Source organism: Hymenobacter tibetensis, from assembly GCF_022827545.1.
Taxonomy (GTDB): Bacteria; Bacteroidota; Bacteroidia; order Cytophagales; family Hymenobacteraceae; genus Hymenobacter; species Hymenobacter tibetensis.
Genome location: NZ_CP094669.1, coordinates 3,720,282 through 3,738,880, shown reverse-complemented (window position 1 = coordinate 3,738,880; position 18,599 = coordinate 3,720,282). Strand labels below are relative to the sequence as shown.

Genomic DNA, 18,599 nt, shown 5'->3' with positions numbered 1-18,599 from the left:
AGGACCAGTGTACCGCCCGAATCCCCGCGGGCCAGCCCGAACTGCGCCCCAGTCGCTGGTCATTGTCCTCGTCCGGTTGGGCTTGCTGCCGTGAGCTAGGCGCTTTTCTCGAACACTGGTATTGCCCTGCCCGAACCTAACCCTGACTGCGCCATGTGGGCTGCGCCTTCCAATAGCTTTTTCCTGCTTGTCAAGTAGTGCTTGGTCGCTGCTTGCTAAGCAGCTCACTTACTCTTCTTTTCCACCACAATTTCCACAACCAACCCATGAAAGCACTATCTACGTTTCAGGGTCGCTGGACCCGGCTGGCCGTTGCCACGGGCATCGGCTGGCTCCTGCAGACCACCCCGGCACAAGCCCAGTGTACCCAGCTAGTTTGGCAGGACGAGTTCAACACCCCCGGCGACCTAAGCAAGTGGCAGGTGTACGAGGGCGACGGCTGCGAAACCGGCAACTGCAACTTCGGCAACGCCGAACTGCAAGTGTACCGCCCCGCCAACGCCACCGTGACGGGTGGCAACCTCACCATCACGACCCGCTACGAACCCACGGTGCAGAGCGGGCGCACCTACAATTACACTTCTGCTAAGCTCTACTCCAAGCAAGCCAGCGGGGCGCTCCAAACCTTTAAGTACGGGCGGATTGAAGCCCGCATGAAACTGCCCTCGGCCCAGGGCGTGTGGCCCGCGTTCTGGATGCTGGCCGACCCCGGCAACTGGCCGACCACGGGCGAAATTGACATTATGGAGGCCAAGCACCGCAACCCTACCTCGGTAAGCGGCACCATCCACTACGATGCGGGCGGCTGGCGCTATTCTGGCCGCGACTACACCTCGGCAGTGGATTTGTCCCAGGATTTCCACGTGTACGCGGTGGAATGGAGCCCCGAGAAAATTCAATGGTTCGTGGACGGCGTGTTGTTTAACACGGCCTCGCCCAATACTACGGTGGGCGGCTCCTGGCCTTTCAACGACAACAATTTCTATATCATCCTGAATGCGGCCGTGGGCGGGCCCGGCACCGGTTTCACCGGTTACCAAAACCCCACGCCCTCCGACTTCCCCACCACCACCCAGGTGGACTACGTGCGAGTCTACAAAGGCTCTTTCAGCGCCGCGGTGCTGGGGGCCGGCCAGGTTTACCAGGGCGACGCCAACAAAACTTACCGCCTCGAGCCCATTGCCGGCGCCACCTACGCTTGGACAGTGCCCAGCGGGGCCACCATCGTGAGTGGGCAAGGCACCAATGCCGTGCAAGTGAACTTTGGCAGCGGCGCGGCTACGGGCAATATTTCGGCCACGGTGACGGTGAACAACTGTCCCACGGGCACTTACTCCAAGGCCGTGACGGTGCTGCCCGCTTTGCAACTGGACCGCGTGTACGAAGATTTTGAGAGCAACCGTGTTATCACTTACGGGGTCGTCACGGGTGCGCTTACGCAGGCCGTCAACAACCCGGCGGCCACCGTTGGTAATACGTCAACCAAGGTGGGGCAGTACGTGCGCAATACCAGTGAGCAGTACGACGTGTTGTACGTGCGCAATCTGGGTGTCCGCAACGCCAACGACTTTGTGGCGGGGCGCCGCAAGGTGTTCGTGGATGTGTATTCCACGGCCCCGGTGGGCAGTAAAGTGACCATGCAGTTCGAGAACAGTCAGGCCACCACGGCCACCAACTTCCCGACCGGTCGCCACAGTGCCTACCGAGCCTTCACCACTCGTCAGAACGCCTGGGAAACCCTCGAATTCGAATTCGAGCGCAGCCTGGACGCGGGCACCAACATCTACGCCATTGACAACGTGGCCTTCTTGTTTCAGCCAGCCACCAACTCCGGCGCCACGTTCTACTTCGACAACTTGCTCATCAAGCAAAAGCCCGACGCGCCCGTGGTGGCCACGGATGTGTTGCTGAATTACGACGGCGCCGCGCGCATCAGCTTCGACCCTGCCATTACCGGCGGCACCTACACGCCCAACTTCGCTAATCCGTCCGCTAACGGTGTGAACACCTCGGCCAACGTGGCCCGGTACGTGCGCAATCCGGCCGAGCAGTACGACGTGTTGTTCTTCGACGCCGGCGTGCCGGGCACCGTGATTGAAGACGCGGCCCTGTTCAAGAACCAGACCTATCAGCTGCAATTCGACGTGTACTCGACAGCCCCGGTGGGCACGCCGGTGGGCATTACGCTGCAAAACAAGGCGGCCGCGGCGGGCGCCTACCCGGCCGGCCGCAACAGCACGTACCTGGCCAACACCACCCGGCAAAACCAGTGGGAGACGCTGACATTTGCCTACAACACTACGCCCGACGGCGGCACGGCCAACGTGAGCATCGACCAGCTAGCCGTTCTGTTCAACAGCGGCGTGGCCTCCGGCGATACGTACTACATCGACAACATCCGGGTGGCGAAACGAGCTACCCCGACGTACACTGCCGGTACCACCTTCGAAAACTACGACACCGTGCGCAATCTGCCGTTGCGCACCGCCACCGGCACGTACGTAGCCGCGGCCAACAACCCGGCGGCCACGGGCCTCAACACCTCGGCTAAAGTTGCCCAGTACACCCGCAACCCCGCCTCGCAATACGACGCCCTGACCCTGGCTAGCACCCAAATCAAGGACGGGGCTGCCTATGAAAGCGGCCAGAAAGTGTTTGCCATGGACGTGTACACGTCGGCTCCGGTGGGCACCCCCATATCGTGGCAGCTGGAAAACAGCACCTCTACCACCCCCGGCAATTATCCCACCGGCCGCCACAGCAGCTACCAATCCGTAGTGAAGCAAACCAACGCCTGGCACACGCTCACCTTCTCCTATGCTGGCTCGCCGGATGCGGGCACGGCCGACGCCGACGTGGACAACGTGGTGCTATTGTTCGCTCCGAACAGCCTCACCGGCTCGGTGTTCTACATCGATAACCTGCGCAGCCTAACGGCCGTCAGCACCCAAGCCAACGCGACCCCGAGCGTAAGTTTGACCAGCCCAACCGGGGGCGCAACGTTTGCTGCGCCGGCCAGCATCACTATCAACGCCACCGCGGTCGACGCCGACGGCACGGTGAGTAAGGTTGAGTTCTACAATGGCACCACCAAGCTGGGCGAAGACTTAAGTAGCCCCTACGCCTTCAGCTGGACCAACGTGCCGGCCGGCGCCTATTCGCTCACGGCCCGCGCCACCGACAACGCTGGCGCCGTGACCACCTCGGCTGCCGTGAGTATGACGGTAGGGGCCGCGCCATCGGGCCTGACAATTCCCGGCACTATTGAAGCCGAAAACTACACGGCCATGTCGGGCGTGCAGCTGGAGGCCACCGGCGATACGGGCGGTGGCCAGAACGTGGGCTGGATTGATACCGGCGACTACCTCGACTACGCCGTGAACGTGCAAACGGCTAGTACGTATACCGTGGGCTTCCGCGTAGCCAGCGTGCCCGGCGGTGGGCAAATACAGTTGCGCAGCGCAACCGGTACTGTTTACGCCACCGCATCCGTTGCCGCTACTGGCGGCTGGCAGACCTGGTCGACGGTCAACGCCACGGCCACCCTACCGGCTGGCGCCCAAACGTTGCGAGTGTACGTTGCCACCGGTGGCTGGAATCTTAACTGGATTTCTTTCGCCGCCCCCACCAACGCGGCCCCGAGCGTGAGTTTGACCAGCCCAACGGGTGGCGCAACGTTCACTGCTCCGGCCAGCATCACCCTCAACGCCACCGCCGCTGACACCGACGGTACGGTGAGTAAGGTCGAGTTCTACAACGGCACCACCAAGCTCGGTGAGGACCTGAGCAGCCCCTACACGTTCAGCTGGACCAACGTGCCCGCCGGTTCGTATTCGCTGACGGCCCGCGCTACTGATAACGCTGGCGCCGTGACCACCTCGGCCGCCGTGAGCGTGACGGTAGGGGCAACTCCGCCAGCTACTATAAACTTGGCGCTCAACAAGCCGGTAACGGTTTCTTCGGTTGAAAACGTAGGTACTCCGGCTCCGAACGCCGTAGACGGCACTACCACCACTCGCTGGAGCAGCGCGTCGGGTGCCGCTCCACAGTGGATTTACGTCGACCTGGGAGCAACGTACGCCGTGAACCGCGTCAAGCTGCTCTGGGAGGCCGCCTATGCCACCGATTACCGGGTGGAAATTTCCTCCGATGCCGTTACCTGGTCTCCCTTGCGAGCAGTGACCGGCAACAGCAGCCTCACCAACGACCTCACGGGATTGAGCGGCACGGGCAAATTCGTGCGCATTTACTGCCAGACGCGGGCCTTGCCCTACGGCTATTCCCTCTACGAATTCGAGGTGTACGGGACGGCTGCATCCGGCAACCGGGCGCTGGCAAATACCCGCGCTATAGCACCTGAAGCGCGGCTCTATCCGAATCCGGTTAGCCGGCTGCTGAAGGTGCCCACGGCCAGCGCGGGCGTGCTCACCATCACCGATGCCCTGGGCCGGGTGGCTCGTACCCAAGGCGTAACCGCCCAGCAGGCGGTGGCGGAAGTGGATGTGCAGTCCCTGAAGCCGGGCCTTTATTTCCTGACCTTGCGCGGCGCTAACGGCGTCGTTACGGTACAGCAGTTCATCAAGCAGTAACACCGCTTGCTGGCTGAGCCACCCTACTTTCTGAATCGCCATATTTAGAACCTGAGCTATGCAGTACGCGGCCTCCTTCTGGTTGCCCGTGCACTGCATAGCTCAGAAAATGCCTTATGGTTTTTCGAAATGCTGCAGGCTTAAAAAACCTGGTTGGATACCGCAAGCCCTTTACCACACTACTCTATTTGCGCCCTTTCGCTTTCCCATTTTTTCTGGGAAACGACCGAGTCCGCACAACCTATTGCGCAGAGCTACTTTCATCCTTTCACCAATTCATCCATGAAAACACGTTCTATGCTAATACGTTATGCCGGACATCGGCAGGACGAGGTGCGGGCTCGTTTCCGCTCGGTGCTGCTGATTCTTGTCGGCTGGCTGGCCAGCTGGTCGGCCGCCGCCCAGCAAACCCCTTCTTTTCCAGCAGGTTTTAATGCTGTGCTGGTAACCAACGGCATCAGTAACCCCACGGCCATGGCCTTCGCGCCAGATGGGCGGATTTTCGTCTGCCAGCAAACGGGCCAAGTGCGCGTCATCAAAAACGGAGCCTTGCTGCCCACGCCTTTCGTAAGCTTATCCGTGAATTCGAGCGGCGAGCGGGGACTGGTGGGCATTACACTCGACCCCAATTTTGCCACGAATCGCTACGTCTACGTGTACTATACCCTGGCTAGCGGGGCCAACAACCGCATCAGCCGGCTGACCGCTGACGGCGATGTAGCCGCCGTGGGCAGTGAAACGCTGGTGCTGAACCTGGACCCGCTGAGCACGGCCACCAACCACAACGGCGGGGCTATGCACTTCGGGCTCGACGGCAAGCTGTACGTAGCCGTGGGTGAAAACGCCAACCGCACCAATGCCCCCAACCTGGACTCCTACATGGGCAAACTGCTGCGCATCAACGCTGACGGCTCGGTGCCGGCCGGCAATCCGTACGTGGGCAGCAGCTTATCGGCCCAGCGCCAGCGGGTGTGGAGTTCCGGCTTGCGCAACCCCTTCACCTTCACGGTGCAGCCCGGCACGGGCAAAATCTTCATCAACGACGTAGGCGAGGGCAGCTGGGAGGAAATCAACGACGCTAGCACCGGCGGACGCAACTTTGGCTGGCCATCTTCCGAGGGCTACAACGTGCGCACGGGCGAAACGGCGCCCGTGTTTGCCTATCCGCACACCAGCGGCTTTCCCGACGGGGCGGGTTGCTCCATCACGGGCGGTACGTTCTTCAATCCTGCGGCCACGAATTACCCCAGCCAGTACGCCGGCAAGTACTTCTACCAGGACTACTGCGGCAAGTGGATTAACTACTTCGACCCGAATAGCGCTACCAGGCCACCCACTCGCCAACCCTTCGCCCTGAACATGCCCGGCGATGCGCTGGCCCTGGAAACCGGCCCCGATGGCAACCTCTACTACTTGGCCCGTAGCAGCGCCTCACTGTTCAAAGTGGTGTACACATCCGCCGTCAGCGCGCCGGTCATCACCACGCAGCCCTCGAACGTGGCCGCAGTGCCAGGCTCCTCCGCCACCTTTACCGTGGCCGCTACCGGCAGCGCCCCGCTCGCTTACCAGTGGCAGAAAAATGGTGTAAACATTGCCGGCGCCATGGGCAGCAGCTATACCATTGCCAGCGTAGCCGCTGCCGATGCGGGCCAGTTTCGCGTGGTGGTAAGCAACGGCGTGGGCACCGTAACCAGCTCTGCCGCCACCCTGACTATCACGACCCCGAACACGGCGCCTACCGCCCAAATCCTGACGCCAGCTACCGGCGCCACGTACGTGGCGGGCAGCACTATCTCGTTTTCGGGCAGCGCGACCGATGCAGAGGACGGTACTTTGCCCGCCAGCGCGTTTGTGTGGCAGGTTAATTTGCACCACGATACGCACGTGCACGACGGCACCCCGTTCAGCCAGGGCGCCCGCACCGGCACGTTTGTGATACCCAACAGCGGCGAGCTGTCCGACAACGTATTCTACCGCCTCATCTTGACGGTAACCGACGCGGGCGGACGAACCACCACCACCTTCCGCGACATTCTGCCGCAGAAGTCCACCTTCACTCTGGCGACCAATCCGGCCGGCTTAAGTCTTACCCTCGACGGCACGGCGCGCACCACACCCGTCTCCATCGTGGGAGTTGAAGGCGTCTTGCGCACACTCGAAGCGCCCTCAACCCAAACGGCGGGCGGCGTAACCTATGCCTTTGTGTCGTGGTCAAATGGTGGTGCGCAGTCGCAGACCATTGCCACGCCCTCTAACGACGAAACCTACACCGCGACGTACCGGGTGGTGCCGGCTTCCGCCCAGGCGGTGACATCGCTCACGCTTATCAACGCCGACACCGACCAGCCCATTGCCGGCTACGACCCGCTGCCCGACGGCGCTACCCTGAACCTGGCCATCCTGCCCACGCGCAACCTGAACATTCGGGCCAATACCAACCCAGCTACGGTAGGCAGCGTGCGCTTTGCCTACGATGGCAACGCCGACTACAAAGTCGAAACCCTGGCCCCCTACGCCATTGCCGGCGACAACGGCCTCGTCAACGGCAACCCGAACTACAATGCGTGGACGCCCGCCGTGGGCAACCACACCCTCACGGTAACACCCTATACCCAAGGCGGCGCGGGCGGCAATGCCGGCACCCCGCTTACCATCGCCTTCACGGTGACTAATGCCGTGACGCCGCCAACCGACGGGACGCTCCGTGTGGCGGACATCGTCTCGAATCCAGTAGCCGCGCTCGACTATACCTACTACGAAGGCATATGGGACAACGTGCCGGATTTCACTTCCCTCACGCCCGCCGCCCGCGGCAGCGTGGCCACGTTCAGCCCGGGTCCCCGTTTGCGCGAAGATGATTTTGCCTTCCGCTACACCGGCTACGTACGCGTGGCCACCGACGGGGTCTACACGTTCTACACGTCTTCGGATGACGGTTCGCAGCTCTTCATCGGTTCGACCTTGGTCGTGGACAATAACGGGCTGCACGGCACGCAGGAGCGCAGCGGTCAAATTGGGCTCAAAGCCGGCTTGCACGCCATCACCGTTGGGTTCTTTGAGCGCGGCGGCGACCAGATCCTAGACGTGAGTTACGCCGGGCCGGGCCTAGCCAAAACCCTGGTTCCGGGCACGGCCCTGTTTCATGCGGGTCCGGTACAGCCCCCTTCCAATTTGCGGGCGCCCGATAATGTACCCAACCCCATAGCAGGCTTAAACTACACGTATTATGAAGGGCAATGGTCGGCAGTGCCTGATTTCGCAACTCTCACGACGGCGGCCAGTGGTCGCGTGGCCACGTTCACCGCCGCGCCCCGCCTGCGCGACGACGAGTTTGCCTTTCAGTATACGGGCTACGTGCGCGTGCCCACCGACGGGGAGTACACCTTTTATACTTCCTCGGACGATGGCTCGCAACTGTTCATCGGTTCCACGCTGGTCGTGGACAATGACGGCCTCCACGGAACCCAGGAACAGAGCGGAAAAATCGGGCTGGGTGCCGGGTTACACGCCATTACGGTTAACTTCTTCGAGCGTGGCGGCGACCAGGTGCTCGACGTACATTATGCTGGGCCTAGCCTAGGGAAATCCCTTGTCCCCGCCACGGCTTTGTTCCGAGCAGCTTCCAGCGGAGCGCGTGAGCTAGCGGCTCTTGCCACTTCGGCAAGTGGCAAAATAGGTAACGACGGCACTGCGGTGCAGCTTTACCCCAACCCGGTACGAGACCAGTTCACGGTGAGCCTTAAAGCCAATGCGAACGACGATGTACACGTAGATGTACTCGATGCCCTTGCCCGCCGCGTAGCTAGCACTACGCACCGTGCTAGAGCCGGCTGGAACGAGGTGCACCTGTCCGTAGGCAAACTGCCCGCTGGCGTGTACACCGTAACAGTGCAGCGCGGCACCGAGCGCACCGCCCGGCGGCTAATCGTCGCTCCATAGCCTTTGCTGAAACCAGATATTACTCAGTCGCAACTTCTTGGCATTGAAAAGGCTCCAACCTACGTTGGGGCCTTTTTGCTGGGTTTCTCTTACTTGGCACAGACATGCAGGAGAACGAGCTATTCTTCATACTATAAGGGTCATCTGCGCTTGGAGTTGGAGCAAGGCGTAGTCGAGTTGCCAGCCGGCTCGCTCTACGTCGTATCCAAGGGGACACGCACAACCCCGTCACCGAGCAGGAATGCCATATCATGCTGCTGGAGAAAAAACAAACGTTGCGTACGGAAGAAGTCGTACTCACCAACACACGTTCGCTGACGGAGCAGTTGCAGCCGGTGTAGGGTATCGTAGGCTAGCGCCATATTACAGGGATCGGGTTAACGAGCCGCAGCGTTGAGGACCGCACTTGCACCTGCACTAGTATTTGCAGGGGTATAGTGTAGGGGGACGGTTATAGCCAATGCATTGCGGGACTTTCTTGAAAGAAGGCCGCTGCAATCAAATGAGGTGGTTTAGTTAAGCTGGCCAGAGTTGAGACGTGGTTTAAAATTGGATTTCGAAGTAGTTAGGGGATTCGTAGACGAGGGCAGCTCGGTTTTCAGGCGGCTCCAAAACGATTCGGCGTGGGCGTTGTCGTAGCAGTTGCCGCGACGGCTCATGCTCTGCTGAGCTCCGTGCCGGGCCAGCAGGTCCTGAAAGCGAGTGGCTGTGTACTGACTGCCCAGGTCGGAGTAGATAATGAGCTCGGCCGGCGCGCGACCAGTGTCCAGCGCAGGGTCGCCCTTTTGTTTTTTATACATAACGGAGGCGAAGACGAGCAAGATGCCCCCCCAGCACAGCCCCTACCCCAGCTTCGTTAAGGAGTCGTTGCGGCCAGAATAGTAGCCCACCATGAAGATTCCGGCCAAAGCCAAGAGCAGGCTTAAGGTGGCAACAAAGGAGAAGAAGCGGGATGGGTTTTTCATGGGGATTCGCAGTCGGTGGTATCGTGGGAACAAAAAGGGGCCGAGGCCGTGGGTCTCTTCCAGCAAATTTGGCATTCGGACGAGCCGTACACGATACCTGGTTTCGGGTATTTTTTGAAGCGCTGTCGGTCAGCCCAAGGTTAACTAAACACTCCTTTCCTTGAACACCCAGCAGCTGCTCAGCACCAGGAGCCAGCTGGCCCCAATAGGGCTAAGCGAGTTTAAGAAAATCGTCTACGATTCAAAGTTTACAAAACTGGCCAAAGAGATGAGTTTCGTAAATTCTCAAACCAGTGCGTGGTTCCCCGGCAAAGTCCACACCGGCAGCACCTAGCGCAGGGAGGTCTAAACTACTACTTTTCCAAGGTCAGTCCGGGAACTAATGTTATGACAATCAGTTTTTCCAAGGAGTTCTGCTGCTTACTGGCACTCAGATAATAGAGCTTTAATCCAAGATGGGCAGTATCAACAACACTCCCTTAGCTACCCAGCTGCGGTTATGATAAAGGGTGCCAACGCTTGACCTTGATGCCAAGTTTCAATGTCCTTCCAGCGTCGAAACCGTTTGCTAATGGTCAAAATCACTTTGGGCAATGCAGTTAACGGAACCGCTGTTGCGATCTTGACAAAAAGAGGGAATTCATTATTCACCGAAACTAGTATCTCAAGCACTTGTGACAACGTCTTCTCTTGGTTGACCTGTTGCGGCAACACCATGAGGCGCATGATATCATCGTAGGTTGTTTGGTTGGGCTGTCTTTCAGACTCATCCAGTTGAATGACAAACAGGAGACGAGGGACTAGCTGCGTGAGATCATCGTTTTTAAAAACTTGAGTGAGAGCCTGATATAGTTTAGCTTCCCAAAAGGCGATAGACCTCATACAAAACAGCAAAGTAGACTCGCGATAATACTGGAAAAGTTGTCTGATACGTCAAATTAAGTAAAGTAGAGAGCTGCTGCGGGTGCGTACGGCGTAGCTTTTTAATCGCTAACTAATGGGCTGGACCTTTTGTGATTGTCATCCTGTAAAATGTCCCGCAGCGCCAATAATCCTTCTCCGCTTGATATACTCTAACTACGTTTAAACACATTTGCGATCCACCTGCTACTTATGAACGGCTTAGCTAGACCACCTCATTATCTCTTGGAGTAGCCGTTAGCGTAGCACCCACGTCCTATCCGTTAATTAGACAGCTTGTCAACGCATTTTATTGATTAATATCAATGCAATTGCTTGCTGCTACGGAACACCTTTGCATAGCCATGCCGATAGTAAATAGGCAGTTTTTGACAAACGGCCAGCTTACAATAGGCACTTCATGCTAATGCAAGGATTTTATGCAAATCGGAATCGACAGTTTCGCCGCGGCGCTCTTGGATAATGGTACGGGCAGCACACCCAGTAGCACTGAAGCTATGGGGCAACTACTAGACCGTATCGTACAGGCTGATGAGGTAGGGCTTGACGTGTTTGGTATTGGCGAGCACCACAAGGCCGAATTCCTTGATTCGGCCCCGGCCGTCATCCTAGCAGCTGCGGCCGCGAGGACTCGGCGAATTCGCCTAACCAGCGCCGTGACGGTGCTCAGTGCGGCCGACCCAGTACGCGTGTTCCAGGAATTTGCCACGCTGGATTTGATTTCGCAGGGGCGGGCTGAAATGGTGGTGGGGCGTGGGTCGTCCATCGAGGCTTTTCCGCTGTTTGGGTTCAACCTGGACGATTACGATGCTTTGTTTAAAGAAAAGCTTGACTTGCTGCTGACCATCCGTCAGTACGAGCAGGTGCGCTGGCAGGGCAAATTCCGACCGGCGCTTACCGGGCAGGGTATCTACCCTCGTCCACAGCAGCCGGTGCTGCCCATTTGGCTGGGGGTAGGGGGTACGCCGCAGTCGTTCGTGCGGGCCGGCACGCTAGGCCTTCCCCTGATGGTAGCCGTTATTGGGGGTAATACGCACCAGTTTCGGCCGCTGATAGACCTCTACCGAGAAGCGGGCCTGCGGGCCGGGCACGCCCCCGAACAACTACAAGTGGGCCTGCACTCCTTGGGCTACGTGGCCGATACGACGGCCGAGGCCGTGGAGGACTTTTATCCCGGCTACGCACGCACTTTCACCAATCGAGCCCGGGAGCGGGGTGGCTCGCCAGTGACCCGCGGCCAATTCAATGCGCAGCTGGGGCCGCTAGGAGCCCTGCTAGTCGGTAATCCCGAAGAAGTAGCCGCCAAGATTCTGCGCCATGGCGAGGCGCTGGGTGGAATATCGCGGGTAACCTTTCAGTTGGACGTGGCCACCTTGCCTCACGCCAAGCTTATGCGCGCTATCGAGTTGCTAGGCACGCGCGTCGCCCCCTTGCTTCGCTAATGAATCCTAGGGGCCATTGGCCGGGGCGCTGTCGGTTACTGGCCCGCTACAGATACTCACTACGCTGGCTGTGGCGGCGTGGGAGCTGCTGTATGCCCCCTGTTTTTGCTCAGTTCGTCGCTCATCAGCGCGGCGGCCTCCGAAGCCCTGGAGTTTGCCAACGGCTTGGCCGGCTCCATCACCAACCTGGGCGTAACGGTGGGTACGACGGTCGGCGGTTGGATCCTGCTGCATCACCGCCTGCACTACTTGCCGTGGGCCGGGGCCGCGTTTGGCGTTGCGGCACTGGGGGTGGTAGCACTGCAGAGATGGCAAGCCAAGCGACAGAGTGCCATCAATTACGGGGCAACCATCAGTTGATCAGCAGACAAAAAGCAACGTTTCCTTTTGTTTTTCACCTTGCTGCCTTATTACTGACAGGCGGCAGCTTCTTTGTTTTCTCATGGCCAGCACTATCACCAAAACCATCAACATCCAAACCAGCCCCGAGCGGGTATGGGATTTCCTTAATGACTTAGCCAACTGGCCACAATGGGCAATTCACAACGTGTTCAGCGCGACGCCCGGCGAAAACGGGTACTGGAACATGGAAGGTCCGCGGGGTATGCAGCACGTAAAAATGCTATCAAATAAGAAATTCGGCATCCTGGACCAGGAATTTAACGACCCAGTGGAGGGTGATTGGCTGGTGCCGTGCCGAGTAGTAGCAGGTAATGAAGGGGCACATTTCATGATGACCTTTACTAAGCCGGAGGCAATGCCAGATGAGGCGTTTCACCAGGCTGTGCAATTAATTGAGCAGGAAATGAATAAGCTTAAAGAATTGCTGGAGAACAACTAGCCGAATACAACACGCCCTAAAACTGAGTTAGACCTGCACCTGCCTATCGTGTTAAGTTCACAAAAGCTAGGTTTACTTAGCCGAGTAAAAAACTGAGTAGGGCGCCTAACCGACGCCCTACTCAGTTTTTTACTCGGCTAAGTATTGATGCACAAACTTGATGGCCATACTGCCCTCGCCCACCGCAGAGGCCACGCGGGCCATTGCGCCGGCCCGACTATCGCCGGCGGCGAAAAGGCCCGGCACGCCGGTTTCCAATAGATAGGGCTCGCGGTTCAGCTTCCAGGAAGCAGCGTGGCGCGGGTCAGTCAGCAGGTCTCGGCCGGTGAGCAGGTAGCCCTTGGCGTCGCAGGGTACTAGGTGGCAAATCCACTCGGTGCTGGGCTTGGCCCCGATGAAGATAAAGAGGGCTCGGGCCGGGTGTTTCTCCGGCACCTGCCCATCACGCTGCACCACCACGGCTTCAAGAGAGTTGCCGCCGCAGGCTTCTCGCAGCTGGGTGTGAGGCAAAATTTCGATGTTGGGCGTCTGCTCAATTTGGGTGATGAGGTAGGTTGACATGCTGGTCGCTAGGCTTTCGCCACGAATGACAATAAACACCCGCGAGGCGTAGGTGGACAGGAACATGGCTGCCTGCCCCGCCGAGTTGCCCCCGCCAATGATGTACACTGGCTGGTTGCTGCAACTGCGCGCTTCGGTACGGGCGGCCCCGTAGTACACGCCCGCCCCGCTCAGGCGCTCCAGGCCCGGCGCGTCGAGCGTGCGGTAGCTGACGCCGGTGGTCAGCACCACGGCTTTGGTGCGGACGACCGACTGGTCGCCCAGGGTCAACACCTTGTAACCGTCCTGCACGTGCAGGCTTACTACCTCCTGCGGGGCCATAAACTCGGCCCCGAGGCGCGTGGCCTGCGCCCAGGCGCGGTGGGCTAGCTCGCTGCCGCTCAGGCCGGTGGGGAAGCCCAAATAGTTCTCGATGCGCGACGAGGCCCCGGCCTGCCCACCCGGCGTTTGGCGTTCGATGAGGAGCGTTTTCAAGCCCTCGGAGGCTCCGTACACGGCCGCGGCCAGCCCGGCCGGCCCCGCCCCGATAATCACGACATCGTACAGTTCCTCCTGCGCCGCAACCAGTAGGCCCAAGTGCCGGCCTAAGTCGGCTTTGTCGGGGCGGGACAGGGCTTGGCCGTCGGGGCAGACCACCACCGGCAGGTCATCGACTGCGAAGGAGGTGGTAGCCAGCAGCGTGGCCGCCTCGGCATCTTTTTCAATATCCAGCCATTGGTATCCCATTAGGTAGCCGCTGAAAAAGTCCTTTAGCTCGTGCGAGAGCGGCGACCACTGAAACCCAACGAGCCGCACGCCCGCAAAAGCCGGCCGGTACGTAGCTTGCCAACTCCTCAGTAAATCGTGCAGCACGGGATAGAGCAGCTGCTCGGGCGGGTCCCAGGGCTTAAGCAGGTAGTAGTCGAGCTGTGCCGAATTGATAGCCCGGATGGCGGCAGCCGTATCGGCGTAGGCGGTCAGCAGCACGCGCTTGGCTTCGGGAAACAGCGCTAGCGCGTGCGCCAGCACCTCTACCCCTTCCACTTCAGGCATGCGCTGGTCGGCTAGCACCAGAGCCAGCGGTTCAGTTCGGGTGCGCAGCTCGTCGAGCGTCGCCAGCGCCTCCGGCCCTGACCTCGCGCTCAGTATGCGGTAGGCCTGCCGAAACTCGCGACGCAGGTCCTGGGTAATGGCCCCAAGTACCTGCGGATCATCGTCAACTACTAGGATGGCGGGTTTTTTCATGGGATGGGTACTGGCTAAAGGGTGGCTAGGACCGTTGGCACTTATCGAGGGTACACTGTGCCCGTGAGCTGCTCACTGAGGGTCCACAGGCGGGCGGCGTCCGTCTCATCCACCGCATACGGCATGACCCCAATCATACCCTGCGTAGGAGTAGAGCCGTCGGACTGGGTGACCGGTGTATAGAGAGGCGCAATGTCGTTGTCTTCGCAGTACACGCCGCCCCGGCCAGCCAGCTGCGGGCTGGTGGCACACCACACGCCGGTTGAGGCCCCTTGCGCCACCGTCTTCAGGCCGCGGGCGGGGTCGAGAATGGGAGCGCCGTCGGCGTCTACAGCCCCCATCTGCCGCAGCTGCTCTAGGGAGACATGCTTGCTCAGGCCCGTACCCGCAATACTACCCGGATGCAGCGAGAAGGCTCGAATGCCCGCTGCCTGCCCGCGCTTATCCAGTTCCCGTGCAAACAGAATGTTGGCGGTCTTCGACTGACCGTAGGCCTCCCACGGATCATATGGGCGGCGCTCGAAGTTGGGGTCGTCGAAGACCACGGGTGAGCGGCGGTGCCCCCTGGACGACACCGCTACTACCCGTGCGCCCTGCGCCCGAACCAGCGCCGGCCAGAGCTGGCCCACCAGCTGAAAATGCCCCAGGTGGTTGGTCGCTAACTGCGATTCGTAGCCTCGGGCGTCGCGGGTCAGCGGGCCCGCCATGATGCCCGCGCTGTTGATGAGCAGGTGCAGCGGCCGGCCGCTGGCCACAAACCGGGCCGCCAGCGCGTCAATGGAAGCCGGGTCAAGCAAATCCAGCGCTTCCAGTTCAATGCCGGCCAGGCCCTGCAAAGCATGGGCCGCCCGGCTGGTGTCACGCGCTGGCACGATAACCTGCGCCCTCGCGCCGTGCAGCGCCCGCACGGTTTCGAGGCCGAGGCCAGCATAGCCCCCCGTCACAATGGCCACCCGGCCGTTGAGATCAATCCCACGGATTACTTCGGCGGCCGTGCTGGCGGCGGTGAAGCCCGAGTGCAGGGGGTGTTGCAACGTGGGTCGATAAGCAGAAGGGAAAGCGGGTGAATCAGGCATATAAGGGGTCGTAACAACTAAGGTGAAGCGGGCTAGCCAAGCGGCAGCCAAACAGTAAACTTGGTGCAGCCGGGTCGGGAAACAGCTTCCAGGCGGCCGCCGTGTTCCTGCACAATACGCCGGGCAATGTCGAGCCCCAGGCCGCTGCCCTCGCCGAGGGGCTTGGTGGTGTAGAAGGGCTCGAACATGTGGGCCAATACTTCGGTAGTAATACCCGTGCCGTTATCCTCCACGCTGATAACCAGGCAACTGCCTTGCCGGTCGACGCGCAGCGTCAATTCTCCACCGGTGGCAGGCATGGCATCCAGCGCGTTGTCAATCAAGTTGGTCCAGACTTGATTGAGGCTCCCTGCCTGGCCCAGCACCAGCGGCAGGTCGGGGGAATAGTCACGGGTCAGACGCACGTTTTTCTGCCGCAGCGCGTGGGCATATAGGTGGAGTGTACTGTCGAGCCCGGTGGTCACGGCCAGCTTTTCGCGGCCCCCAGCCCGGTCCATGTGTGAGTAGGTTTTCACGTCGTCCACCAGCGTGCTGATGCGCCGGGAGGCCTCGCTGATGTCGCGCGTGAGGCGAGCGGCCGTGAGGTGACCACTGAGCCAGGCAAAGGCGGCGGGCCGCGTATTGGCAGGCAACCGGGCCGCCACCGGAGTCAAGGCGGCCGCGTCCAGGCCGGCATCAAGCAGGCTGGGGGCAAGGGCAGCGCCATCGGGGCAACCCTGGGTTTCCAGCCAGTCGGCTAACTCGTCTTCACGGTCAGCTGCTTGCAGGGCCGAAAGGGGCCGCGGTAATTCGGCCGGCAGCACGGCTAGCGCCGTAATGGTGGCTAGGGTTTCGGCGGGCGGGCAGGTAGCCAGCAGCGCAATCAGCCGGGCCGGAATGACGTGCAGTGCCGTCGTTAGCGAGTCTGCTGCCCGGCTAATGGCCGCCGCCGGGTTATTGAGTTCGTGCGAGAGGCCGGCCGAGAGCTTGCCTAAGGCGCGCAGCTTGTCGTCGCGCTCCTGCGTACGCACCAAGTCACGCGCCCGGTCGTTCATAACGCCTATCAAGCGCTGCACCAGTTCGGGGCTTACCTGCTCCAGGGTTGCAAACTGGGAGCGGGGCAGCTCAAACAGCACGGTGTCACCCACAGCCAGGCCCTGCGCCGGAAAGAACTCGAGCCGGGAATACGGCAGCAGGCCGCCCACGTCGCCGACTTCCAGCCGGAACCCACGGGTGCTGGGAGCACCCGGCAGTTGGGTGTGGGTGCCCCCGCGCACTACAGCCAGCAAGCGGTCGGCGGGCGCCCCCGCCTGCACGATGACTTCCCCATCGGCATAGTGGCGCAGGTGCCCGGCCTGGAGCAGCCAGGTCAGCACATCGGGAGGCAAGCCTTGGAACGCGGTGATACTGGGCAGTACGGTAGGATCAGCGGGCAGGAGGTGGGCCATGCGTAAGGAAGAAAAATCGAGAGTCGGTACTTTTGCACCGTGGTAAGCCGGCTGGTTGCTCAGGGGCTCTGCGGAGTCTATAGGCTGGAGCCGGACCGCCTAGTACTCCGCGAATTCCTGATCAGGGTAGCAGAAAACCCAATACTCACCGGGCTCGGCCGAGGATACCACCGGGTGCTGGGTGGCGTGAAAGTGCTTGGTGGCGTGGGTGTTTTTCGATTGGTCGCAGCAGCCAACGTGGCCGCACTGCTGGCACACGCGCAGGTGCACCCAGGTGTCGCCCAAGGCCACACATTCGGGGCAGACGTGTTGCGGAGCTATATTCAGGTGCGCCGTGTCGAGCGCCGAGAGGTGAGAGCAAACAGAGGCCATAAGAGAAGCAGAAAAAGCGTGAGACAGGTAGTAATGGACAAAAGTGAGGCACTCAGATACGCTCGGCCAGGTAGCCCGCCACTTCGGCCAAGCGGTTGGAGAAGCCCCATTCGTTGTCGTACCACGAGGCCACCGACAAGAGCTGGCCCTGCTTAGCCGTCAGGGGCAGGTCAATGAGGGCGGTGTGCGGGTCAGCCACGATGCGCGAAGAGGCCCATTCCTCTTCCAGCACGTCAAGTACGCCGTGCAGTGGCCCTTGCTGCGCTGCCCGCCGAAACGCGTCTTTCACTTCGTCGATTGTGCACTCCTTTTCAGTCACCAAGTTCAACTCGGCGATGCTGCCGGTGCGGGTGGGCACGCGGTAAGCTTTGCCCGTGATGTGCAGGTTGGGCCAGATGAACTGCAGCGCCCGCGCGGCCCCGGAGGAGGAGGGAATGATGTTCTCGGCCGCCGCCCAGGAGTCGCGTCGGTCCTTCATGGGCTGGTCGGTCAGCGACTGAGTGTTGGTGTAGGAGTGCACCGTCGAAAACAGGCCGTACTGAATCCCGAAGTTTTCCAGAATGACCTTGATGGGCGCTGCCAGCGCGTTGGTGGTGCAGCTACCCATGCTCACGATGTGGTGCTGGGCGGGGTCGAAGGTGTCGAGGTTGATGCCCTTGAGCAGCACGGCGTCGCAGTCGGCAAGGCTCTTGCTGGGCGCACTCACCAGTACGTACTTGGCGCCCCGGTCCAGATGAGCTTGGGCCCCGGCGCGGGTGGTGGCGCGGCCCGTACAGTCCACCACCAGGTCCACACCCAGGGCGGACCAATCAGGTATTTCGGTGGCGGAATTGAGGTAGGGAATTTCCTGCGCGCCGATACGCAGTTTACCGGTGGTGCCCGCTACGGGTTCCGCCCACCGCCCGTAGTTGGTGTCCACGGCGAAAAGCGCCGCCAGCGTGGCCTCGTCCCGAATGTCGGAAACGGATACTGGCACGAACAGGCGCTTAGATAGCGCTACCCGCAAAAACTGCCGCCCGATGCGGCCAAATCCATACAGCGCAATGTTTTTCATAGCAAAAGAAAAATGAGTTAGCAGTAGAGCTGGTTGAAAGCAACGTGCAAATGGCTAGAAAATCCCTAGTGATGTTTTAAGCATTTCTGTCTGTAAATTAGCCACTTGTGATACCCGGTGAAATGGCTTATCGAATATTGTGTTGGTTTGAGAACGTCGCTCTTCCTGGCTGGTAAAGCCAATTAATG

Annotated in this window: 13 protein-coding genes; 5 read left to right on the top strand and 8 right to left on the bottom strand. The window is 60.3% G+C overall.

Features of this window, described 5'->3' with window-relative positions; genetic code table 11:
* Positions 1 to 266: 266 nt before the first annotated feature.
* Together MTX78_RS14880 and MTX78_RS14875 are read left to right on the top strand one after the other, a co-directional pair.
* A complete protein-coding gene (locus MTX78_RS14880) occupies positions 267 to 4,589 on the top strand; it encodes an Ig-like domain-containing protein (RefSeq protein ID WP_243795805.1) in 4,323 nt (1,440 codons plus the stop codon).
* A 282-nt stretch (positions 4,590 to 4,871) separates the two neighbouring features.
* Positions 4,872 to 8,528, top strand: a complete 3,657-nt coding sequence (locus MTX78_RS14875) for a PQQ-dependent sugar dehydrogenase (RefSeq protein ID WP_243795804.1) — start codon at positions 4,872 to 4,874, stop codon at positions 8,526 to 8,528.
* Positions 8,529 to 9,040: 512 nt separating this feature from the next.
* On the opposite strand, the gene MTX78_RS25450 is transcribed toward MTX78_RS14875, so the two are convergent.
* The 3 genes from MTX78_RS25450 to MTX78_RS14865 form a co-directional block, all read right to left on the bottom strand.
* Entirely contained in the window at positions 9,041 to 9,328 is a 288-nt protein-coding gene (locus MTX78_RS25450; protein ID WP_394805586.1) for a hypothetical protein, read from the bottom strand.
* Between the two features lie 42 nt (positions 9,329 to 9,370).
* Complete coding sequence (locus MTX78_RS25270; RefSeq protein WP_262924439.1) at positions 9,371 to 9,493, bottom strand: hypothetical protein; 123 nt, start codon at positions 9,491 to 9,493, stop codon at positions 9,371 to 9,373.
* 483 nt (positions 9,494 to 9,976) lie between these two features.
* Positions 9,977 to 10,375 carry a hypothetical protein gene (locus MTX78_RS14865; protein ID WP_243795802.1) on the bottom strand — a complete coding sequence of 133 codons (399 nt, stop codon included), beginning with the start codon at positions 10,373 to 10,375 and terminating at the stop codon, positions 9,977 to 9,979.
* Positions 10,376 to 10,833: 458 nt separating this feature from the next.
* Between MTX78_RS14865 and MTX78_RS14860 the strand changes: the two genes are divergently transcribed.
* The 3 genes from MTX78_RS14860 (at position 10,834) to MTX78_RS14850 (ending at position 12,697) form a co-directional block, all read left to right on the top strand.
* Positions 10,834 to 11,856: an Atu2307/SP_0267 family LLM class monooxygenase gene (locus MTX78_RS14860; RefSeq protein ID WP_243795800.1), complete on the top strand. Its 1,023-nt coding sequence runs from the start codon at positions 10,834 to 10,836 to the stop codon at positions 11,854 to 11,856.
* A 105-nt stretch (positions 11,857 to 11,961) separates the two neighbouring features.
* Positions 11,962 to 12,216, top strand: a complete 255-nt coding sequence (locus tag MTX78_RS14855; protein ID WP_243795799.1) for a hypothetical protein — start codon at positions 11,962 to 11,964, stop codon at positions 12,214 to 12,216.
* Between the two features lie 82 nt (positions 12,217 to 12,298).
* On the top strand, positions 12,299 to 12,697 hold the full coding sequence (locus MTX78_RS14850) for an SRPBCC family protein (protein WP_243795797.1): 399 nt from the start codon (positions 12,299 to 12,301) through the stop codon (positions 12,695 to 12,697).
* A gap of 129 nt (positions 12,698 to 12,826) precedes the next feature.
* Here MTX78_RS14850 and MTX78_RS14845 read toward each other — a convergent pair whose 3' ends face one another.
* The 5 genes from MTX78_RS14845 to MTX78_RS14825 form a co-directional block, all read right to left on the bottom strand.
* Positions 12,827 to 14,482, bottom strand: a complete 1,656-nt coding sequence (locus MTX78_RS14845; RefSeq protein WP_243795795.1) for an FAD-dependent oxidoreductase — start codon at positions 14,480 to 14,482, stop codon at positions 12,827 to 12,829.
* A gap of 41 nt (positions 14,483 to 14,523) precedes the next feature.
* A complete protein-coding gene (locus MTX78_RS14840) occupies positions 14,524 to 15,558 on the bottom strand; it encodes an oxidoreductase (protein ID WP_243795793.1) in 1,035 nt (344 codons plus the stop codon).
* Between the two features lie 32 nt (positions 15,559 to 15,590).
* Entirely contained in the window at positions 15,591 to 16,985 is a 1,395-nt protein-coding gene (locus MTX78_RS14835; protein ID WP_243795791.1) for a sensor histidine kinase, read from the bottom strand.
* 99 nt (positions 16,986 to 17,084) lie between these two features.
* Complete coding sequence (locus MTX78_RS14830; protein WP_243795789.1) at positions 17,085 to 17,357, bottom strand: UBP-type zinc finger domain-containing protein; 273 nt, start codon at positions 17,355 to 17,357, stop codon at positions 17,085 to 17,087.
* Between the two features lie 52 nt (positions 17,358 to 17,409).
* On the bottom strand, positions 17,410 to 18,411 hold the full coding sequence (locus MTX78_RS14825) for a type I glyceraldehyde-3-phosphate dehydrogenase (protein WP_243795787.1): 1,002 nt from the start codon (positions 18,409 to 18,411) through the stop codon (positions 17,410 to 17,412).
* Positions 18,412 to 18,599 lie beyond the last annotated feature (188 nt).

What these genes read in the sequence shown, in the direction of transcription:
- MTX78_RS14880 (WP_243795805.1), top strand. Translation starts at nt 267, where the DNA reads ATGAAAGCACTATCTACGTTTCAGGGTCGCTGGACCCGGCTGGCCGTT.
- MTX78_RS14875 (WP_243795804.1), top strand. Translation starts at nt 4,872, where the DNA reads ATGAAAACACGTTCTATGCTAATACGTTATGCCGGACATCGGCAGGAC.
- MTX78_RS25450 (WP_394805586.1), bottom strand. Translation starts at nt 9,328, where the DNA reads ATGTATAAAAAACAAAAGGGCGACCCTGCGCTGGACACTGGTCGCGCG.
- MTX78_RS25270 (WP_262924439.1), bottom strand. Translation starts at nt 9,493, where the DNA reads ATGAAAAACCCATCCCGCTTCTTCTCCTTTGTTGCCACCTTAAGCCTG.
- MTX78_RS14865 (WP_243795802.1), bottom strand. Translation starts at nt 10,375, where the DNA reads ATGAGGTCTATCGCCTTTTGGGAAGCTAAACTATATCAGGCTCTCACT.
- MTX78_RS14860 (WP_243795800.1), top strand. Translation starts at nt 10,834, where the DNA reads ATGCAAATCGGAATCGACAGTTTCGCCGCGGCGCTCTTGGATAATGGT.
- MTX78_RS14850 (WP_243795797.1), top strand. Translation starts at nt 12,299, where the DNA reads ATGGCCAGCACTATCACCAAAACCATCAACATCCAAACCAGCCCCGAG.
- MTX78_RS14845 (WP_243795795.1), bottom strand. Translation starts at nt 14,482, where the DNA reads ATGAAAAAACCCGCCATCCTAGTAGTTGACGATGATCCGCAGGTACTT.
- MTX78_RS14840 (WP_243795793.1), bottom strand. Translation starts at nt 15,558, where the DNA reads ATGCCTGATTCACCCGCTTTCCCTTCTGCTTATCGACCCACGTTGCAA.
- MTX78_RS14835 (WP_243795791.1), bottom strand. Translation starts at nt 16,985, where the DNA reads ATGGCCCACCTCCTGCCCGCTGATCCTACCGTACTGCCCAGTATCACC.
- MTX78_RS14830 (WP_243795789.1), bottom strand. Translation starts at nt 17,357, where the DNA reads ATGGCCTCTGTTTGCTCTCACCTCTCGGCGCTCGACACGGCGCACCTG.
- MTX78_RS14825 (WP_243795787.1), bottom strand. Translation starts at nt 18,411, where the DNA reads ATGAAAAACATTGCGCTGTATGGATTTGGCCGCATCGGGCGGCAGTTT.